18 protein-coding genes are annotated in these 19832 nt (G+C 43.3%); 16 read left to right on the top strand and 2 right to left on the bottom strand.

Annotated features, from left to right (window positions below; translation table 11 throughout):
- Positions 1 to 87: 87 nt before the first annotated feature.
- The 9 genes from VB118_12470 to VB118_12430 all read left to right on the top strand — a co-directional run bounded on the left by VB118_12470 (position 88) and on the right by VB118_12430 (position 11920).
- Complete coding sequence (locus VB118_12470; protein MEA4833415.1) at positions 88 to 2427, top strand: penicillin-binding transpeptidase domain-containing protein; 2340 nt, start codon at positions 88 to 90, stop codon at positions 2425 to 2427.
- A 92-nt stretch (positions 2428 to 2519) separates the two neighbouring features.
- A complete protein-coding gene (locus VB118_12465) occupies positions 2520 to 3986 on the top strand; it encodes a UDP-N-acetylmuramoyl-L-alanyl-D-glutamate--2,6-diaminopimelate ligase (GenBank protein MEA4833414.1) in 1467 nt (488 codons plus the stop codon).
- A gap of 7 nt (positions 3987 to 3993) precedes the next feature.
- Positions 3994 to 5373 carry a UDP-N-acetylmuramoyl-tripeptide--D-alanyl-D-alanine ligase gene (gene murF / locus VB118_12460; GenBank protein MEA4833413.1) on the top strand — a complete coding sequence of 460 codons (1380 nt, stop codon included), beginning with the start codon at positions 3994 to 3996 and terminating at the stop codon, positions 5371 to 5373.
- A gap of 21 nt (positions 5374 to 5394) precedes the next feature.
- Positions 5395 to 6402, top strand: coding sequence for a phospho-N-acetylmuramoyl-pentapeptide-transferase (gene mraY / locus VB118_12455; protein MEA4833412.1), 1008 nt, complete (start codon positions 5395 to 5397; stop codon positions 6400 to 6402).
- A gap of 11 nt (positions 6403 to 6413) precedes the next feature.
- The gene (ftsW, locus tag VB118_12450) at positions 6414 to 7694 is read left to right on the top strand and encodes a putative lipid II flippase FtsW (GenBank protein ID MEA4833411.1); all 1281 of its coding nucleotides are present in this window, start codon (positions 6414 to 6416) and stop codon (positions 7692 to 7694) included.
- 86 nt (positions 7695 to 7780) lie between these two features.
- Positions 7781 to 8878: an undecaprenyldiphospho-muramoylpentapeptide beta-N-acetylglucosaminyltransferase gene (gene murG, locus VB118_12445; protein ID MEA4833410.1), complete on the top strand. Its 1098-nt coding sequence runs from the start codon at positions 7781 to 7783 to the stop codon at positions 8876 to 8878.
- Positions 8879 to 8884: 6 nt separating this feature from the next.
- Positions 8885 to 9673 (top strand): FtsQ-type POTRA domain-containing protein, encoded by a 789-nt coding sequence (locus VB118_12440; protein ID MEA4833409.1) that lies wholly within the window; start codon positions 8885 to 8887, stop codon positions 9671 to 9673.
- A gap of 197 nt (positions 9674 to 9870) precedes the next feature.
- Positions 9871 to 11010, top strand: coding sequence for a cell division protein FtsZ (gene ftsZ / locus VB118_12435; protein ID MEA4833408.1), 1140 nt, complete (start codon positions 9871 to 9873; stop codon positions 11008 to 11010).
- Between the two features lie 55 nt (positions 11011 to 11065).
- A complete protein-coding gene (locus VB118_12430; GenBank protein ID MEA4833407.1) occupies positions 11066 to 11920 on the top strand; it encodes a deoxyribonuclease IV in 855 nt (284 codons plus the stop codon).
- A 271-nt stretch (positions 11921 to 12191) separates the two neighbouring features.
- On the opposite strand, the gene VB118_12425 is transcribed toward VB118_12430, so the two are convergent.
- Positions 12192 to 13262: a Gfo/Idh/MocA family oxidoreductase gene (locus tag VB118_12425; protein MEA4833406.1), complete on the bottom strand. Its 1071-nt coding sequence runs from the start codon at positions 13260 to 13262 to the stop codon at positions 12192 to 12194.
- 429 nt (positions 13263 to 13691) lie between these two features.
- Here VB118_12425 and VB118_12420 point away from each other — a divergent pair, with 429 nt between their 5' ends.
- From VB118_12420 to VB118_12410, 3 genes are read left to right on the top strand one after another with little or no spacing between them, the layout of a single operon-like run.
- Positions 13692 to 14246, top strand: a complete 555-nt coding sequence (locus VB118_12420; protein ID MEA4833405.1) for a hypothetical protein — start codon at positions 13692 to 13694, stop codon at positions 14244 to 14246.
- 8 nt (positions 14247 to 14254) lie between these two features.
- Positions 14255 to 14527, top strand: a complete 273-nt coding sequence (locus VB118_12415; GenBank protein ID MEA4833404.1) for a hypothetical protein — start codon at positions 14255 to 14257, stop codon at positions 14525 to 14527.
- Positions 14528 to 14573: 46 nt separating this feature from the next.
- A complete protein-coding gene (locus VB118_12410; protein MEA4833403.1) occupies positions 14574 to 15839 on the top strand; it encodes a zinc-binding dehydrogenase in 1266 nt (421 codons plus the stop codon).
- 172 nt (positions 15840 to 16011) lie between these two features.
- On the opposite strand, the gene VB118_12405 is transcribed toward VB118_12410, so the two are convergent.
- Complete coding sequence (locus tag VB118_12405) at positions 16012 to 16491, bottom strand: GNAT family N-acetyltransferase (GenBank protein ID MEA4833402.1); 480 nt, start codon at positions 16489 to 16491, stop codon at positions 16012 to 16014.
- 192 nt (positions 16492 to 16683) lie between these two features.
- Here VB118_12405 and VB118_12400 point away from each other — a divergent pair, with 192 nt between their 5' ends.
- From VB118_12400 to VB118_12385, 4 genes are all read left to right on the top strand, one after another.
- Complete coding sequence (locus VB118_12400; protein MEA4833401.1) at positions 16684 to 17574, top strand: ROK family protein; 891 nt, start codon at positions 16684 to 16686, stop codon at positions 17572 to 17574.
- A 161-nt stretch (positions 17575 to 17735) separates the two neighbouring features.
- Complete coding sequence (locus VB118_12395; protein ID MEA4833400.1) at positions 17736 to 18425, top strand: ABC transporter ATP-binding protein; 690 nt, start codon at positions 17736 to 17738, stop codon at positions 18423 to 18425.
- A 1-nt stretch (position 18426) separates the two neighbouring features.
- The gene (locus tag VB118_12390; protein MEA4833399.1) at positions 18427 to 19533 is read left to right on the top strand and encodes a hypothetical protein; all 1107 of its coding nucleotides are present in this window, start codon (positions 18427 to 18429) and stop codon (positions 19531 to 19533) included.
- A 120-nt stretch (positions 19534 to 19653) separates the two neighbouring features.
- Complete coding sequence (locus VB118_12385; protein ID MEA4833398.1) at positions 19654 to 19800, top strand: hypothetical protein; 147 nt, start codon at positions 19654 to 19656, stop codon at positions 19798 to 19800.
- Positions 19801 to 19832 lie beyond the last annotated feature (32 nt).

Raw genomic sequence — 19832 nt, 5'->3', positions numbered from 1 at the left:
GTGCGCCGGAAAAATAATACAGATAATAAGGAGTAAAGAGAAGATGAAGACGGCTCTTTGCTCCTTTTTGCCTATAAAGATGAAATAATGGAAAAATACTCACAAAGCTGGCAGCGCGCCCTGCTCAATAAAAAGTGCGCGGTGGTGTTCGTTTTTTTAATTACCCTAGGCGGATACCTTATATACAAGCTTGTCGACATCCAGCTTATTAATTATAAGAATTACCAGTTGAAAACGCTGGATCAGTTCACGCAGGAGGTTCAGATCGACCCGAAACGCGGAACGATATACGACAGGAACATGACTCCGCTCGCGATAAGCGCGACAGCGGAGCGTATCTTCATTTCTCCTAACACGATTCCTCAAATGACGGTCGCTGAATATATAAAAAGCATACTCGACGCAATTTCCAACGATGCAGATCGCAAAGCTCAGGCCGAACTGTTCGACCAGCTGTTCACAGATAAAACCATAACTGTTTCCGAGGATATCGCAAATGAGCTTTCTCGTATTCTTGGCATTGACAAAGCCATGGTTTTGACAAAAGCGGCAAAGCTGAAACGCGCCGACGAAACGATTAAACAAAAGGTCGAGGTTGAAACCGCGAATCAGCTCCGAGAAATAGTCTCAGCTAAAAAATTCGGTAAATATATTCATTTTGCCGAACAATCCAAAAGATATTATCCATTCGGAGATCTCGCGTCGCATATCATTGGCTTCACAGGATCTGAGAATACGGGACTTGCAGGAATAGAAGCTTATTACGAAAGCTATCTCAAAGGAATTCCCGGCAAGGTTGTAACCGCGAAGAACGGGCTAGGCGGTGAAATGCCTTATAAATACGAAAAATACATATCCGCTCAAGACGGCACGGATATAATGCTTACTGTCGACTGGACCATACAGAGCATTTTGGAAAAATATCTCGACGAAGCACTTATCGAAACTCAAGCTAAAAACCGTGTCGCCGGCATAATAATGGACGTCACAAACGGTGAAATTCTCGCCGACTCGACAAAGCCGGATTTTGACCTCAATTCGCCGTTTGAGCTTGACCCCGCCTCGCTCGCGCTGTTCGACAGCTTTACCGGAACAGACGAAGAACGCGCAGCGTATAAAACGAATCTCATATATTCCCTCTGGAAGAATAAATCTCTGACGGAAATATATGAGCCGGGCTCTACATTTAAAATAATAACAGCCTCCATATGTGTTGAAGAACAGCTTGTATCAGACACAGACACGTTCTACTGCCCCGGATATATCAAAATCCCCGGTTTTGGTCAACCCATCAGATGCGCGCGTACGACAGGACATGGCACAATCAACTTTGAACAAGCCCTCCAGCAGTCATGCAATCCGGCGTTTGTCATGCTCAGCCAAAGAATCGGGAACGACCTGTTTTATAAATACTATAAAGCGTTCGGATATACGGAACGCACCGGAATTGATCTTCCCGGCGAAGCAATCAATTATTTCTTCAATCTCAACACATTCAACTCTGTCGACCTTGCGGTCGCATCGTTCGGTCAGAACTTCAAGGTCACTCCGATATCACATCTGTCAGCTATCTCTACCGTGGCCAACGGCGGTTATAAGGTAACTCCTCACGTGCTGAAGGCAACGCTTGATAAAAACGGCAATATACTTAAATCATACGATGTCGATAAAACACGCCAAGTTATTTCCGAAAGCACCGCAAACAGAATCTGTTCCATACTTGAGCAAGGCGTCATCGACGGGGGAAGCAAAAACGCGGCGGTCGTCGGATATAAAATCGCGGCAAAAACAGGAACATCTGTTAAAACAGAACTAAAAAACAAAGGAAAAACAGAATATACCTCGTCCTGTGTGGCGTTCGCTCCGGCCGATGATCCAAAAATCGCAATAATAATAATGATAGATGAACCTATAGGAGCATATTACGGAGGCGTTATTGCCGCTCCCGTGGTTTCAAAGGTACTTTCAGAGGTATTGCCGTATCTCGGAATTGAACCCAAATATACCGACAGCGAGCTCAGTTTAATCGCCAATCCGATAGACGATTACAGAGGACGAAACGTCAATGATGCTTCAGATGAATTGAAAACCAAAAAGTTGAATTGCAAAATCATAGGCGATGGCGACACGGTAAAGGAGCAAATTCCCGCGCATGGCACAAGCTTAATGCAAAATGGAATAGTTGTGCTGTATACAGGTGATGCCGTTCCTGAAAACACCGTAAAGGTTCCGAATATTATCGGCATGACCGCCGCAAACGCCAACAAGGCGATCATCAACGCCGGACTGAACATTAATCTTGTCGACTCTACCATGGATATGGTTGACGGTGCAATAGCGATTAAACAAAGCATCCCCGAAAAAGAGCTTGTGGCACCAGGCACGGTAATTTCGGTTGAATTCAGACATTACAACGGAATAGAATGACAAGCTTATTGTTACATAATACAAGCTCATATGTTGCTGTCTGATAATCCATGCAAGTACATACGCGGCGTATCCGCAGAGGAAGGAAAGCCATGCATTATTCTGAAATAATTAAAACGCTTGGTATTGAGCAATCGAATATAAAAGGAGATCCGGAAATTTCAGGGGTTGTATCAGATAACCGAAAAGTTATGCCCGGATACGCCTTTGTATGCCTTAAGGGAGCGGTATTCGACGGACACGACTTCGCCTCGGAAGCAATCCGGGCCGGGGCCTCTGTCATTATCTCCGAAAAGCCTCTTGCAAATGATATACCATATGCGGTTGTGCCGGACACGCGTGCCGCGCTGCCAAAATGTCTGTCGGTTTTTTACGGCGCGCCCGAAAAGAGCTTTAAGTATTCTGTGGGAATAACGGGCACCAACGGCAAGACATCGACCTCATATATGCTCAAGCATATATTCGAGGCCGCCGGCTTCAAGACCGGCCTCATAGGTACAATGAAATATCTCATCGGCGACCGGGAATTCGAGTGCGATAAGTCAGGCAGCTTTTTGACGACACCTGATCCCGAGCTTTTATTTAAAATCCTCGCAACCATGCGCGACGAGGGCGTTAATGTTTTAATAATGGAGGTATCATCTCATTCTCTGGAGCTGGAGAAGATCGCGGGATTGAGCTTTACAACGGGAATTTTTACAAATCTGACGCGCGATCATCTGGATTTTCACAAGACAATGGAGAACTATCGCCACGCAAAAGAAAAGCTTTTCACCATGTGCGAATACGGATTGTTCAACAACGATGACCCCGCCGCGGCGGATATGATGAAAGCCGCGCCATGCGAATGCATAACATACGGCATAAACGGCAACGAAGCGGATTTCACCGCCAAAAACATAAGGTTCAAGGGAGCGCACGGCGTGGAATACGAGCTGCTTTCAAAGGGTCTTATTTTTCGTATGAAGCTGCCGATACCGGGTCTTTTCACAGTATACAATTCGCTCGCCGCTGTTTCCTGCGCGTTAAATCTCGGCATTTCACCGGATATCATTTCGAATGCGCTGGAGAATATGGATAACGTATGCGGACGTATTGACAGGATAAAAACGGACACGGATTTCTCTGTTTTCATTGATTTTGCCCACACCCCCGACGCTCTTGAAAATGTCCTGAAAACGATTCGCGGCTTTGCGGAACAGCGTATTATAACGTTGTTCGGGTGCGGCGGTGACCGCGACAAAACCAAGCGCCCGATTATGGGAAAGATCGCATGCGATATGTCAGACTATGTGATAATCACCTCTGACAACTCCCGTTCGGAGAGCAAGGAATCCATAATATCAGACATACTGGCGGGAATAACGGATACAAATACGCCATATAAGACAATAACAAGCCGCATTGAAGCCATACATTACGCCATAGATATTGCGGAGGCCGGCGATGTTATACTGCTTGCCGGCAAGGGTCACGAAGAATACGAAATCGACAGCACCGGAAAACACCCTTTTTCGGAAAGAAATGTCGTTCTGGATTATTTAAAGCTTAAGAGGTAAACAATAAATGATTGCGATTTCCGTTTCATCAGTAGCACAAATATTAAAAGCGAAAATGATAAATATTGACGCCGATTATGATATAACCGGTGTTTCCACGGATTCCCGCAGCGTCAAACCCGGTGAAATATTCTTTGCTCTTCGCGGCGATAAATTCGACGGACACGATTTTATTGCCTCGCTTCCGCGCGGCGTATGCGCCGTTGCGGAACGTGATACAGGCAGCGGTGCGCCAATGCTTCTTGTAAATGATACATACGAAGCGCTCGGCAAGCTCGGTATGGCAATAAAGGATAAGCTTTCATTGAAGCATACAGTCGGAATCACCGGCAGCGTCGGGAAGACAACGACAAAGGAATTCGTTGCCTGTATATTGAAACGGTCTTTTGACACTCACTCAACTCCCGGAAATTATAACAACCGCATCGGACTTCCGCTTACTCTTGCCGGACTCACCGAACAGACAGAAGCTCTTGTCTGTGAAATGGGGATGAGCGCTCCCGGCGAAATAGATTATCTTTCCTCGCTATGCCATCCCGATATTGCCATAATAACCAATATAGGGATCAGCCATATAGAAAATCTCGGCTCAAGAGAAGCGATAAGAGACGCAAAGCTGGAAATCACGCGTCATATGAAACCGGGCAGTGTCATAATCTTAAACGGCGACGAGCCGCTTTTGCGCGATGAAGCCGCCATAAATACCTGTAAAAGCCGGAAGCTTAAGGTGATATATGCGGGCTTCGGACCGAATAACGACATATATCCGTCCGATATCCTGAACAATCACCGTACGGTTTCATTTGACATAATAACCGAATCATGCGAACGCAGGATCGTTCTTCCCGCGGTCGGAGATCACTTCGTCATGAACGCACTTTTCGCGTTCGCGGCAGGCCAGGTATGCGGGGTATCTCCCGATGAAATCCAGAAAGGACTTGCCGAATACAAGCCGCAGGGACTGAGGCAGAAAATATACGTAAAGAACGGAATAACCGTAATTGCGGACTGTTATAACGCAGGACCAGAATCGATGACCGCCGCTCTTAAGGTTATAGGCAATTATGATAAACGTCGCATTGCCGTGCTCGGAGATATGCTTGAGCTCGGTCTGATGAGCACGACAGCGCACCGAGCGGTAGGAAAAGAGGCGTCTGCCAGGATCGATTATATGTTCGCATACGGAAAAGCCGCCGCAGATATTGTAAAAGGGGCATGCGAGGCGGGATTAGCCAGCGATAAATGCTTTTTCTTTGAAGATAAAACCTCACTTTCTGACACACTTGGCTCGTTTATTAAGCCCGGGGACACGATTCTGTTCAAAGCAAGCAGAAGAATGAAGCTCGAAGATGTTATCGACTCGCTCGGACTTTCCGAGGAAATCTGATATAAAGGATTTTATATTAATATGAATGATACTGTCACAGCGGCGATGGTTTTCGCCGGCGCGGCTTTGATTTCGTTTCTCGCCGCTTTTTTTCTCGAAAGAAAATTCATACCTTTTCTGAAAAGCATTAAAATGGGTCAGAAGATATTGGATATCGGACCGAGATGGCATAAATCTAAGGAAGGCACGCCCACCATGGGCGGGCTTTTCATAATTTCCGGAACGCTCGCCGCTTTTCTTATCTTCGGACTTCCGGTTGTTATAATCAAACAAAGCTTTGCTGTGCTTTATATTTTCATTTTTATGTTTTTAAACGGAGCAATCGGCTTTATTGACGACTATGTAAAATTTGTCAAAAAGCAAAACAAAGGACTCAATATCATTCAAAAGCTGATCCTTCAGTTTGCGGTTGCCGCGTCATTTTTATTTGCCATGGCTTCCGGAGGGCATATCACAACCTCGATTCGCATACCTTTTACGGATGTATCATATGATCTCGGCATGTATTATTGGCTTTTTTCAATACTTTTCATTGTTTATGTCGTCAACAGCGTCAATCTCACAGACGGACTCGACGGACTGGCCGGGAGCGTAACACTCATTTATATGATCTTATTCACGGCTGTCGCTTTCACGACTTTATCTGAATACTCTGATGCGAACCTTACAAAGCTGACGATTCTCGGCGGGTTATGCGGCGGCATCATCGGTTTCTTGTGTTATAATATATATCCTGCAAAAATTTTTATGGGCGATACCGGTTCATTATTCCTCGGTGGTGCAGTAGCGGGTGTGGCATACTGGTTCGGAAATCCGCTGATCATTATAGTTGCCGGCTTTATATTCATGCTGGAATCAGTTTCTGTTGTTTTACAAGTCGCAAGCTTTAAAATTACCGGAAAGCGTATTTTCAAAATGGCTCCGATTCATCATCATTTTGAAATGAGCGGCTGGCATGAAAAGAAGATAGTACGCATATTTGCCGCAGTCACGGCGGTATTATGCGCCGTATCATACTTAGGGTTTTAGAGGTACTCAGTTTGCAAAAAAATGGCTCAAGGAAGTATAAAAGCGCGCGCCGGAGTCCCGCGCCGGAAAATATTCCGGCATCCCGTGCCGCAGTTCCACATTCTCCTTCCGGCATAGAAAAAACCGGCATTGCAAGAAAAATACGCAGAAAACGCGTCATAGGTAAAACACCGGAAAGCGGCGCCGATATACAGATTAAAAGCGGAGTTGACCGTCCGTTTTTGCTGCTTGTCATAATTCTGCTCTGCATAGGGACAACAATGGTGTTTTCGGCAAGCTATGTATACGCAAAACAATATTTTGACGGAGACAGTTATTATTTCGCAAAAAGGCAGATCATCTGGGCCGTCATTTCTTTGATCGTCCTTTTCTTGACGTCGGTAATACCATATACTTTTTATGAAAGATTCGCCCCATGGCTGTCGGCGGCCGCTGTCGGTGCCCTCGCTCTTGTTCCGATCATCGGTTATTCCGTCAAGGGCGCCAAAAGATGGATCAACCTGGGTTTCGCAAGCCTTCAGCCATCAGAATTCGTAAAAATAGCAGCCGTCATTTTCATAGCGTGGTATGCCGTAACATATCCTAAAAATATCAAGAAATTCTGGAAAGGAATTGTATTCATTTTAGCGCTGCTCGGCGTTGTCTGTGTATTACTTTATAAGCAACCACACCTTTCCGCAATGGTCATCATAACGCTTATCACTTTTATAATGCTGTATCTCGGCGGAGCAAAAAAGCTGTATATAATTTTAATGGGTATATTCGGATCGGCGGGGTTATTGGCACTCATGCTTTTTACCGAGCACGGCAAAAAGCGAATAACCGTATGGCTGCATCCCGAAAATTTCGTGCAAACAGAAGGATGGCAGCCGCTTCAATCTCTTTATGCGATAGGAAGCGGAGGATTATGGGGAGTTGGTCTCGGACAGAGCCGCCAAAAACACCTTTATCTTCCTGAGCCGCAAAACGATTATATCTTTTCGATTCTTTGTGAGGAAATGGGATTTGTTTTCGCGGCGGCGGTTTTATTGCTGTTTTTCCTGTTGATCTGGCGCGGATATTATATTGCTCGTTACGCTCCGCGTCGTTTCGCCGCGATGCTCGCTGCGGGACTTACGACGGCGATAGCGGTTCAGGTTCTTCTCAACATCGCGGTTGTTACGAATGCAGTGCCCGCAACCGGTGTTTCTCTTCCCTTTTTCAGCTACGGAGGTACGTCACTTACGATTTTTATGTCTGAAATGGGAGTTGTATTAAATATTTCGAGATATTCATATATCAACCGTAATTAATGTCTTCAAATAATACCGCTTGCGGTAAGCTTCATAAGGTTGAATTTTTAAAAAAGCAACTCCTGTCGAAAGGATAAATCGTATATATGAGAGTTTTATTGAGCGGAGGCGGTACGGGAGGGCATATAAATCCTGCTCTTTCCATCGCGAAAAGAATACTTGTCGAAGAGCCGGACAGCACAATTGCCTTTGTCGGAACGCCGAAAGGAATGGAAAACAGGCTTGTGAGCAAGGAGAATTTTCCGATATATCACGTAGATGTCATGGGATATCAGCGAAAACTCACTCCTAAAAATATAAAAGCCGCTTTTCTTGCCATTACATCTGTATATAAAGCTGAAAAAATAATCCGAGAATTCCGCCCGGATGCCGTAGTAGGCACGGGCGGCTATGTCTGTTGGCCTGTGCTGCGCGCCGCGGCAAAAATGAGAATACCGACGTTTGTGCATGAACAAAACGCCGTCGTAGGAATGACCGTAAAAATGCTTTCAAAATATGTGGATAGAATTCTCGTCGCTTTTGAAGAAAGCAAAAATGAATTTAATTCTCAGGACAAAATAAGAGTCGTAGGAAATCCGGTTGATCCGAGAATGCTCGGATCTAACCAACTCGCATCGAGAGATTCGCTGGGAATAACCGGACCTTTCGTACTTTCATACGGAGGGAGCCTTGGCGCCCGACCGGTAAATGAAGCGGTGTTTGACATGATGAAGGACTATTCGTCAAAGCGAGGTATTTATCATACTCACGCGTTCGGAACCGCCGCCTACCAAAGCTGGTATAAAAAAGCAGAAGAAAATGGGCTTTCAGGGCTTGCCAACATTAAGCTTTTAGAGTATATTTATAATATGCCGGAGCTGATGGCGGCAGCGGATATCGTGATATCACGCGCGGGTGCACTTACCTTAAGCGAGCTTGCTGTTTTAAACAAGCCTGCCATTCTTATTCCTTCTCCTTATGTAACCGGAAATCACCAATATAAAAACGCAAAAATGTTTGCCGACGCAGGAGCAGCGATACTGATAGAAGAAAAGGAGCTTTCGGGTGAAAGGCTTTCCTCGGAAGTCGACGCGCTTCTCAGAAATCCCAAAATAATTGAAAAAATGAAGTCGGCCATGCGTGCGTTTGCCGTAACTGACTCGGATAAAAGAATTTACAGGATAATCAAAGAAATTACAGGATAATACAAAATGGATGAGCGCGGTCTTAAGAAAGCCGAAGTAAAAGCAAGCATTAATAAATTGGGGCAGAAAATCTTTTTCTGCCTTTTAATTGCTTCGCTCATCGCTTGTGTATTTTACTTTATCGAAAAATATTACCTTACTGTTTCAGTTATCGAAGTTTTCGGAGCTTCCATACATACCCAAGATGAAATAATAGCTTTTTCAGGAATTAAAAACGGAGACGAAATGCTTTCAGTTTCTGAAACCTCCGTAAAAAAGCGGATTTACAAATCTGCGGCTTTTATATCTGATATAAAAATAAAAAAACAGTATCCCAATAAAATAATCATAACGATAACAGAAGATCCGGGTTCGATGACCATCAAAATAGGCAATAATACATTTATTCTCTCGGCAGATCAGAAGGTAGTAGGATGCCTTTCCGATATAAAAGAAAATCTGACAGAAACTCCACACAGAATCGAACTTAAAATTAATAAGGTGAAACGCTGTATTGTCGGTGAATATATACAATATAATGACGTCAACCTATTCGATGCCGTTGACAAGCTTTATTGTGTTTTAAAGTCAAAGGAAATTTCTGACTGCATATCTTATATCGATGTAACGAATAAGTTTTATATAACTCTTGAATTTAAAAACAGATTTTTAATATATTTCGGCGATTGGGATAATGCCATATATAAAACCGCGCTGTTTATAAAGGTAGTGGATGAGCTTTATGAGGACGACACAGGAGAGATAGACGTGTCAAACACGAGAGAAGCAATAGTAAATCTTTACAGCAAGATCTGATGCTTTAATCATACTCAGTCGATTTATACTTTATGATGAATTTTTTTGAAAAAAAAGAACAAAAGCTCTTGCAAATTGTCCTATTATCGTATAGAATATATAGTGTTGTATAATATGCGCCGATAGGTCATTGTAAAGTTCTTATCGGCTTTTTATAATTGAATATTTAACTGTAAATACATCAGGAGGACATAAATATGCCTATGGAACTTGATACAAGCTATGAGAACAATGTCGTAATTAAAGTAATCGGTATCGGCGGCGGCGGTAACAACACAATAAACCGTATGATCAACAACGGTGCCAAAGGTGTCGAATTTATAGCCGTAAACACAGACAGAGCAACACTGAGCCAATCTCGTGCCGACAAAAAAATACCGATCGGCGAAAAAATAACAAAGGGTCACGGTGCAGGCGCAAAACCTGAAATCGGACAGCGCGCCGCAGAAGAATCGCTTGAAGAAATCACTTCCGCAATTAAAGGCGCAGATATGATTTTTCTCACCTCCGGCATGGGAGGCGGCACCGGAACCGGCGCCACTCCTATTATAGCGAAGCTTGCCAAAGACATGGGCATACTTACCATCGCCATCGTCACAAAACCTTTTGCATTCGAAGGTCAAAGGCGCATGGGTCAGGCCGAAGAAGGCATAAAAAATCTCAGTGAACATGTGGACTCTCTGATTGTCATACCGAATGAAAGACTTCGCCTTGTATCTGAAACTCGTATAACCTTCCTGAATGCTTTCGAAATTGCCGACGGAGTGTTGAGCCGCGGCGTACAGAGCATCTCGGAATTGATAAGCACGACCGGTCTCGTCAACCTTGACTTTGCCGATGTTACTTCGATAATGAGCAATGCCGGTCTTGCTCATATGGGCGTCGGCAACGGCAAAGGCAAGGATAAAGCCGAAGCAGCCGCAAAAATGGCTATATCCAGCCCGTTGCTTGAAACAAGTATTTCAGGCGCAAGAGGCATCATAGTCAACATCACCGCTTCTCCTGACATCGGATTTGAAGAGGTTGATACAGCTTCAAATATGATAGCCACAGAGGCTCATCCTGATGCCAACATTATCTGGGGTGCGGCGTTTGATCCGTCTCTCGAAGACGAGATGCGTGTGACCGTCATCGCGACCGGATTCACCACCGAAAAAAAGGGCGCGGTTCTCGGTAAACGTGCTGCATCTCCTGCGGCAGCCGCTCCTAAAGCCGCTGATACCGCTTCCGCCGCAAAAGCGGAGACACCCGCCAACGACGATGAATACGATCTGATCCTCGATATTCTCAACAAGTCAAAAAAGAGAAAAGAAGACGAGAACAAACGCAATTATTGATTATACATGCAAAGGATCGTCGGCGCGCCGGATTCGGCGCGCCGCTGTTTAATATATGAACAGATTGACTATAGGTTGTCATCTTTCGTCAGCAGGAGGATATTCGGCTATGGCTTCGGAAGCCAGCTCGATAGGCGCTAATACCTTCCAGTTTTTTACCCGCAATCCGCGCGGCGGCGCCGCAAAGCCGATAAACCCTGCCGATATTTCAAGTTTTTCGCTGCTTTGCGAACGATTCGGTATAAGGCATATACTCGCTCATGCTCCGTTTACGCTTAATCCCTGCGCCTCCGACCAAAGAGTGCGTAATTTTGCAAGGGAAACATTTGCAGACGATTTAAAGCGTATGGAAGCAACACCCGGACAGACATATAACTTTCATCCCGGAAGCCATGTCGGTCAGGGAATTGAAACAGGTATTTCTCTTACAGCAGAGCTGATCGGAGAGGTCATGTTCGACGGCATGACAACAACTGTTTTAATAGAGACAATGTCGGGAAAGGGATCCGAAATCGGCGGAAAATTTGAAGAAATACGAGAAATTATCGACAGAGCCGTTTGTCCCGGACATACCGCAGAAAAGATCGGAGTCTGCCTTGATACATGCCATGTATTTGACGGCGGCTATGACATTGTGGGAAATCCCGACGGAGTATTGACGGAGTTTGACAAAGTAATTGGTTTGAAAAAGCTCAAGGCAATACACCTTAACGATTCAAAAAGCGCTTTTTCAAGCAGAAAGGACCGGCATGAGATCATCGGCGGAGGTAATATCGGATTTGAACCTCTGATGCGTTTGGTCACTCACCCCGCTCTGCGCGAGCTTCCATTTTATCTTGAAACCCCGAACGATATTGATGGATACAGAGAGGAAATTTCCCGCATAAGGGAATATGCCGAGTCAGTTTAATCTGGAGCTTTTCCCGGGAGACTCCCGGGTAACTTCTTCATTGATGAACTTTTCACAAAAAGGCTCGGACTCCTAGGCTCGTATTTGAGATAGCGATTGTTAAATCGGAAATTAAATCATTACCGCTAAAAGAGAGAAAAGCTCTTGTATATGGGCTTTTATCTCTAATAATAAGTTTCTTTACCAGGCTTCTTTTCAAAGAAACCGCGTACTTCCCTTTTAAAAAATCCGGCGGCGCGTATTACACGCGCCGCCGGATTTTTACCTGAAATTATTTTATAATGACTTCGTGTCCTGTCTTTGCGGATTCGTAAATGGCATCGATCATTTTCATCAGGATTACTCCGTCTTCCGCGGGAGCTTTGCATTTTGTGCCGTTTGCAACACAATCAATGAAATGCGCTATCTCCGCGTTGAACGCTCCGGTAAAATCATTTTTCGGAAGCGCATACGGCTTTACATCCACAAAATAATCATTCATCTGAGTGTACATTTCGAGGGTGTCGCCCACTTTCAATCCGGCCTTTGTCCCGAACAGCTCATAATAAGCAACATCTTCTTTTATATTCAGATTGAAGCTCGCCTCTACACTGAGAACAAGCCCGTTGTCGAATCTGATCATTGCGGTTGCGAAATCCTCTACGGAATATTTGCAGTCGGAAGGAGCGTTGTTGTCACGTTCATAACCAAAAGTCGGAATGGAATTACACGCGCGGTTGCGACCGAGATTGTTGAAGGTCGCGCCATATGCGCTGACCGGCTTTGGCAATCCCCCGAGATATCTGACGATATCCATTACGTGAACGCCGAGATCTATAAGCGGACCGCCTCCGGCATATGATTTGTCTCCAAACCAGCCGCCCGGGCATCCGTTCCGGCGAAGGTATGTAGCTTTTGCGTAATAAATGTCGCCGAGAGCGCCATCGCGCTTTAGGTTTTCCATAACTTCGGTTGTATTGTTATACCGCATAACAAATCCGATTTGCAGCAGCTTGTTATTCTTTTTGGCGGTATCCGCCATAAGCTGAGCCTCTGCGGAGTTCATAGCCATCGGCTTTTCGCAAAGCACGTTTACTCCGGCATTAAGCGCGGCAACAGACGCCGGCATGTGAGCCGCGTTCCATGTTGTGACGCTTACCGCGTCAAGTTTTTCTTTAGCAAGCATTTCGTTATAATCGGTATAATATGCCGGTATATTATAATTCTGTGCATAAGCCGCAGCCTTTGCTTCATTTATGTCGCAGCATGCAACCACCTGGCAATTCGGAAGGAGGCTGTATCCATGTGTATGACATGCGCTGATCCCGCCGGAACCAATTATACCAATTCTTAATTTTCCCATTTTACACTCCATTATTATTAGCTTTTCGCTGAAATTCATGATAATTCTATCAGTAATTAAAGGAAAAAGCAAGCGTTACTATTGAAAAAAAGCCGAAATGTGTTATAATAATATACACTGAAAGCAATAACAGAGGGATAATATCATTTATCCTTCAATTACCCTCTGCAAATTTTTGCCTTTGAGCATTAATTTATCAAACTGGCATTTAAATACTACTGTAAAACAATGATTTTTTATTAACTCGGCAATTTAATAAATACCGCTAAAAGAGAGAAAAGGCTCTTGTATATGGACTTTTCTCTTTTATAAAACAAGGATTATTAAATTGCATTTTTAATAACTACCATTTTATAACAATCGAACAGCCGTATAAAACAGTCAGAATGTTAGTAATTAGTATAATACAAAATTAAAGGAGATAGTCAAATGATGATTTGTCCCGGATGCAAAAAGGAAGTTCCGGAGAATCAGTATTGTCCGGAATGCGGATATAAGCTTTCTGCGGAAAAGCCTGAAAGTGAAACAGCAAAGTCGTCCTCCGAAACCGGAAATACAGATTCTCAGTCAAAACCCAATAATCAGGATTATAATACAGCTCAAAATAAAGGAGCTTCATATGCTCCCGTTTACGGTTCGTATAGCTCATCCGGCGGCCAAGGCGCCGGACAGCAATTCAATTACAATCAGGGATATTATACAAACACAGGATATAACCAATACGGGCAGCCATACTATGTCCAGCCACCGCAGGTGATTTCCGTCAGTTCATATCTTTTAATGATACTCGTGGGAATGATACCGATCGCCGGGCTAATTATATACCTTATCTGGGCATTTGACTCCTCCACAGAGATAAATAAAAAGAACTTCGCACGGGCACATCTGATCATAATCTTAATATCCATTGGTATCTCAATTTTATTATACACGTTGATTGCCGCATCATTTATCGGATTGTTGGCTTCCCTCGGGAGTAGATAAACATATATATGAATAAAGCTCTACACAAAAATCATAAGCGCAAGCTTCGCAATTCTATATCCGCGTCAATTATTATACTTCTGACATTTGTGTTATGCCTGATATTTATAAAAATCAATTCCGGCACAGCTATCGATTATAGCAAGGCTCCGGAAACCACTGCCGCATCCGTTTCAGATACCTCAGCACCGCCCGTTACGGATGAAAATCAAGCAGCTGATAATACCGGCAACTCAACAGGTAAATCAATAAATAATACCGGCAGCACTGCGAATAATTAAGCAGAAAATTAAATTGTCATTATATATTATTATAAAGGATTATAAAATGAAAACAACAGCACTTCGTTTATACGGTCAGAACGACCTCAGACTCGAGTCATTTGAGCTTCCGGAAATAAAGGATGACGAAATACTCGCCCACATTATTTCAGACAGCGTTTGTATGTCAAGCTATAAAGCCACCATACAGGGAGCGGCACATAAAAGAGTTCCCGATGACGTAGCGGTAAACCCAATCATAATCGGTCACGAATTTTGCGGTGAAATCATCAAAGTCGGACAAAAATGGCAAAGCCAATTCAAGTCCGGAGACAGATTTTCAATACAACCCGCGCTCAATTACAACGGCAGTCTTAATTCTCCCGGTTATTCATATAAATATATCGGCGGTGACGCCACATATATCGTAATTCCTCACGAGGTGATGGAAACGGGTTCTCTTCTCCCTTACAATGGAGAGGCATTTTTCCACGGCTCTCTTTCCGAGCCAATGAGCTGCATAATCGGTTCTTTCCACGCTATGTATCATACGCAAAACGGCGTGTATACTCATAAGATGGGTATTAAGGAAGGCGGATGCCTCGCAATTCTCGCCGGAGCGGGACCGATGGGTCTCGGAGCCATTGATTATGCGATTCACGGCGGAATAAAGCCCGCCATAATAGTCGTCACCGATATCGACGACGCAAGACTGGCACGCGCGGCCGAGATACTTTCGGTTGAAAAAGCGGCCTCGGAAGGCGTAAAGCTCTATTACATCAACACAGCAAAATGCGAAAATGCAGAAGATTATCTGCGAAGCCTCACCGGCGGCAACGGATTCGACGATCTGTTTGTATTTGCTCCTGTTAAACCCGTTGTTGAAATGGGCGACAGACTGTTGGCACGCGACGGATGCCTCAACTTCTTCGCGGGTCCGACAAACACCGAATTCTCCGCCATGTTTAATTTTTACAATGTCCATTATATTTCCACGCATATTGTCGGAACCAGCGGCGGGAACACGGATGACATGAAAGAATCTCTTTGTCTTATGCAGCATGGAAAGATTAATCCTTCCGCAATGATCACTCACATCGGAGGGCTTGACGCGGCGAAGGATACCATTCTCAACCTGCCGAATATAAAGGGCGGAAAGAAGCTTATATACACAAATATAAGCATGCCGCTTGTCGCTCTTGACGATTTGGAAAAGCTGGGTGAAAACGATCCGCTGTATGCAAAGCTGGGCGAAATAGTGAAGGCCAATAACGGTCTATGGTGCGCGGAAGCAGAAAAACATCTCCTTGCGCACGCAAAAAGCATCGGCTGAAATTACAAAATGCGCTGCTTCTTAGAAAAGAAGCATGGCAAGATCTTTATAAATAATCAAGCAATCTCGCTGTAACATCAGTGATTATCAAGGCGGTGCGAATATTTCGTGCCGCTTTCCTTATAAATAAACCGGGTTGCGTTCACTGATCTTTTACAACATGAAAATATGTTTATTTTAATCCAAGCCTGTACGGAGTGTAGACAATTCCGTCGCGGACCATCCTTTCTCCTGCTTTTTCAAAGCCCATCGCCTCATAAAAAGCCATGCCGTAATCCGACGAGTTTACTGTCATTTCGTTTATATTCGCATCAGTTTTCGCAAATTCATACATTTCATTGAATAATTCTCTGCCGATTCCGTGGCGGTGATATTCTCCGTCGACAAAATTCAAACAAATATGGCTCTTTTCGCGCACTCCGGAAACGCCGACAAGTCTGTCTTTTGATCGGTCTCCCTGATCGAACGCGCCGAACAAAACAACATATCCATCGAAGCTGTTCATTCTCAAAGAAACAGGTTCGATAAAATTTCTAAAATTGACAAGTCCTTCTTCTGAATATCCCTTTGATTCGAATTTATAAAAAGTCAGCCATATCAATCGCGAAGCTTCTTCGATTTCATTATCAAAAAGCCGTCTTACATAAAACATACCAACAACCTTAAATCCTTAGTGTATAACTTATTTATTAACTCGGCAATTAAATAACACAATCGATTATTCTAAAATTCGAGTTTTTAGAGGTTGCCATAATTGCCATTTTAATTATTATAGTACACATTCATGCGGGTTTCAATGTCATGGCATATTTAAATTCTATTTTTTTGAAAGGCAGTAAATCAAATGAATAAATTGTTTTTAGGTTACGATATTGGCGGAACGAAAATCAATATGCGTGTTGAAAGCTCCGACAGCAGTTTTTTCAAACAGAAGCGTATCGCTTCTTCATCTGATTTCAATTCAATATATGATGACACTCTTTCATTTTTACATGAAAACGGCATAAACGAGTCCGATATTGCCGGCTGCGGCTGCGGCGTTCCGGGCTGCGTAGCCAAAGACGGCGTGACCGTTTCCGTTGCTCCGGCGCTCGGTTGGGAAAACATATCTCTTTACGATGCGTTCTTTTCAAAATTCAAGTTTCCATGTTATGCGCTGAACGATGTCAGCGCGTCGCTTTATGCTGAAATAAGTTCCGGAAGCCTTAAGGGCTGTCAGGATGCCCTGTTCATATCTGCCGGCACGGGACTGGGAAGCGCGATATTATCAGATGGGGCCGTCATATCCGGACATAACGGAAGCGCCGGAGAAATCGGTTATTTCATTGAAGAAGCGGAAGCGCGGGAATCGCTGAGGTTTTCATCATCCACCTTCGGCGCATGTGAAAATAAACTCTCAGGCACTGCGCTAAATGACTTTGCCGTGAAAATCGGCACGGATTCACGAGGGCTATTTTCACAATACATGAAAAACAATAAAGCGAGAGAAATTGTCGATACATATGTTCTCCGCCTTTCTGTGCTTATTGCAAATTGTTCAAGCCTGCTTAACCCGGAAAAAGTAGTGATTGGAGGAGGCGTTTCCGAATCGCTCGGCGGTTTTATCGGTGTCATATCAGAAACGGTCGGAAGACTTACTCCTATAAAATCAGAAGTCATCATAACAAAGCTGAAAAACGATGCAGGAGCAATCGGCGCATGTGCGTATGCAAAAATACGCAATGTGAATAAGTAATTATAAGCCTTATACGGAGTTGGGTCGCCGTGTTATTATTTATTCGGAAAATGTTTGGTAAATATAGCCATCGGCTGTAAATTATGTTATAATTATTATAGTATTAACCTTTATAACAAAATAAAAGCATCAAATGAAAAATTAATAAAGGCGGTGCCAGGATGGATTGCTCTCAGAAAAAGCTGATCATTAGTGATTTGTGTAAAGAATATGCAACCTTAAACGGACGGGTAATTGCCATAGACCATATGTCGCTTACCGTAAATGAAGGCGAATTTGTCGCCGTTGTAGGTAAATCCGGTTCCGGCAAAACGACTCTGCTTAATATGATCGCAGGTCTTGATCGGCCGGACAGCGGACGCATTTATTTGGACGATATAGAGATCAACCGGTTATCGGGCAGAGAATCAGCGAAGATACGGCGACAAAAGGTAGGCGTAATTTATCAGTTTTTCAATTTGATACCGGAATTAAATGTAATTGAAAATATTACACTTCCTACGGAGCTTGACGGCAGAGTTATTGATAAAGCGGAGCTTGCTTCCATTATTGCGAAAATCGGTCTATCAGGTCGTGAACAAGCATACCCTTCAATGCTCTCCGGCGGTCAACAGCAACGTATTGCCATCGCAAGAGCTTTGTTTAGTAAGCCGTCCATTCTCCTTGCGGACGAACCAACCGGAAATCTTGACCGGGAAAGTTTACGAGAAGTTCTCGACTTGTTGACCGCGATGAATCAGGAATATAGGATTACTGTTCTTGTTGTGACTCACAGCACTGAAATCGCAAATTCCGCCGGACGTGTAATCACAATTTCTGACGGTAAAATTATTAGTGACAGGAGGCAGTGATATGTCACCTGTAAAAAGAATTGCGTTTAGAAGGATCAAGCAGAATTATCATAAAAACATATTTTTTTCTATTGCATTCTTGTTTTCTATGCTGTTAATTTCGTTTTTCTCTTTCTTTGGGCTTCAAACGAATGCAATTACGAATCAAACTTATATGGATTTACCTTCAAGAAATTTTACGGAAAAAGTTCAATTATGTATGAATTTGACCGTTGCATTTTTGGTTGTTATTACATTTATAACAGTAAGAATTTATTGTCGCATGCAAAGCGAAGAAATCAATCAAACACTCGCTGTTCTAACCAGTGTAGGAGCCACCGGAAAGCAAAAAAGAATACTCATTCTGATTGAAATATGTGCCTTGTATCTCCTGCCTAATATCATCGGTGTTATTTGCGGAAGCATTCCCGGAATTGCTTTAGGCAGACGTTTTCAAGAAGTATCGCAAGAAAATGCTTTGGATTATGGATTATTCCTATTGCTTTCTATTATATTGATTGCCGGGGGAATGCTTTTAATTATCATCAGTTATTTCTTGCAAACCATAAGTCTGAAAAGGCACTCTGTGATTCACTCGATAAGAAAGCAGAATATCAAAGCTTCGAAGGAAAAGCACAGCTATCATCAATCCCAAACCTTTAAAAACCAACCAATATTAAAGCTGTTGGCAAATAAAAGCATGGAGTATTATAAAAAAGCCTATAATGGAATTGCCCTCACCTTCGCTACATCTGCACTGTATCCGGTATTGGCATTCTTATTGTTATGGAATATAGGAAATTCCAATGTTGTTCTGGACACCAATCCCTATGATCAAATTAACACAACCGCAGATGTATTGGCTGTTGTCCATCATTTGCTGTTATTTTTGATAGGATGCTTCCTGGTATTGACACTTGCGGGGATTGCTCAAACAGTTTTTATTGCTCGTATGCAATATATGAACCGCAAAAAGTCAGCAAATATTTATCTTTCAATCGGTATGCCTGATACAGATATAAAGAAAATGCTGATATATGAATTACGAAGCGTGTTTTTGCGTTTCTTTGTTTATTTATTTTTCGGAGCGTTTTTGATAAACACCTGCTTTAAAATGTTTGTAAAATGACATTATATAGGGCATGCACCATATTTCAATTTGGAAATTAAAATTTCATATATATTATAATTGACATCACAGATCTTTTATGTTATAATATACAAAATTGATGAAAGCGAGGTGAGCTATATGGCAAAGGATAAACTTCAGGGTATCAATATTTCAATGGGCATTTTGTCCGTTAAATCATTGATATGCGGATTCACTGTTACAGCTATAAGGGAGAAGTCTGCCCATTTTTGCCGTTATAGCTGTGCCTCTGAAAATATCGGATAATATTTTATCTGAATTTAAGCGGACAGCTTCGG

The organism is Oscillospiraceae bacterium, assembly GCA_034925865.1.
Classification (GTDB): Bacteria; Bacillota; Clostridia; order Oscillospirales; family SIG627; genus SIG704.
Note: the sequence above shows the minus strand (reverse complement) of the source record. Positions and strands in the feature narration are given on the sequence as shown.

Bases quoted from the DNA above. Each gene is read 5' to 3' on its own strand.
- VB118_12470 (MEA4833415.1), top strand. From the start codon at position 88: ATGGAAAAATACTCACAAAGCTGGCAGCGCGCCCTGCTCAATAAAAAG.
- VB118_12465 (MEA4833414.1), top strand. From the start codon at position 2,520: ATGCATTATTCTGAAATAATTAAAACGCTTGGTATTGAGCAATCGAAT.
- murF (MEA4833413.1), top strand. From the start codon at position 3,994: ATGATTGCGATTTCCGTTTCATCAGTAGCACAAATATTAAAAGCGAAA.
- mraY (MEA4833412.1), top strand. From the start codon at position 5,395: ATGAATGATACTGTCACAGCGGCGATGGTTTTCGCCGGCGCGGCTTTG.
- murG (MEA4833410.1), top strand. From the start codon at position 7,781: ATGAGAGTTTTATTGAGCGGAGGCGGTACGGGAGGGCATATAAATCCT.
- VB118_12440 (MEA4833409.1), top strand. From the start codon at position 8,885: ATGGATGAGCGCGGTCTTAAGAAAGCCGAAGTAAAAGCAAGCATTAAT.
- ftsZ (MEA4833408.1), top strand. From the start codon at position 9,871: ATGCCTATGGAACTTGATACAAGCTATGAGAACAATGTCGTAATTAAA.
- VB118_12430 (MEA4833407.1), top strand. From the start codon at position 11,066: ATGAACAGATTGACTATAGGTTGTCATCTTTCGTCAGCAGGAGGATAT.
- VB118_12425 (MEA4833406.1), bottom strand. From the start codon at position 13,262: ATGGGAAAATTAAGAATTGGTATAATTGGTTCCGGCGGGATCAGCGCA.
- VB118_12420 (MEA4833405.1), top strand. From the start codon at position 13,692: ATGATGATTTGTCCCGGATGCAAAAAGGAAGTTCCGGAGAATCAGTAT.
- VB118_12415 (MEA4833404.1), top strand. From the start codon at position 14,255: ATGAATAAAGCTCTACACAAAAATCATAAGCGCAAGCTTCGCAATTCT.
- VB118_12410 (MEA4833403.1), top strand. From the start codon at position 14,574: ATGAAAACAACAGCACTTCGTTTATACGGTCAGAACGACCTCAGACTC.
- VB118_12405 (MEA4833402.1), bottom strand. From the start codon at position 16,491: ATGTTTTATGTAAGACGGCTTTTTGATAATGAAATCGAAGAAGCTTCG.
- VB118_12400 (MEA4833401.1), top strand. From the start codon at position 16,684: ATGAATAAATTGTTTTTAGGTTACGATATTGGCGGAACGAAAATCAAT.
- VB118_12395 (MEA4833400.1), top strand. From the start codon at position 17,736: ATGGATTGCTCTCAGAAAAAGCTGATCATTAGTGATTTGTGTAAAGAA.
- VB118_12390 (MEA4833399.1), top strand. From the start codon at position 18,427: ATGTCACCTGTAAAAAGAATTGCGTTTAGAAGGATCAAGCAGAATTAT.
- VB118_12385 (MEA4833398.1), top strand. From the start codon at position 19,654: ATGGCAAAGGATAAACTTCAGGGTATCAATATTTCAATGGGCATTTTG.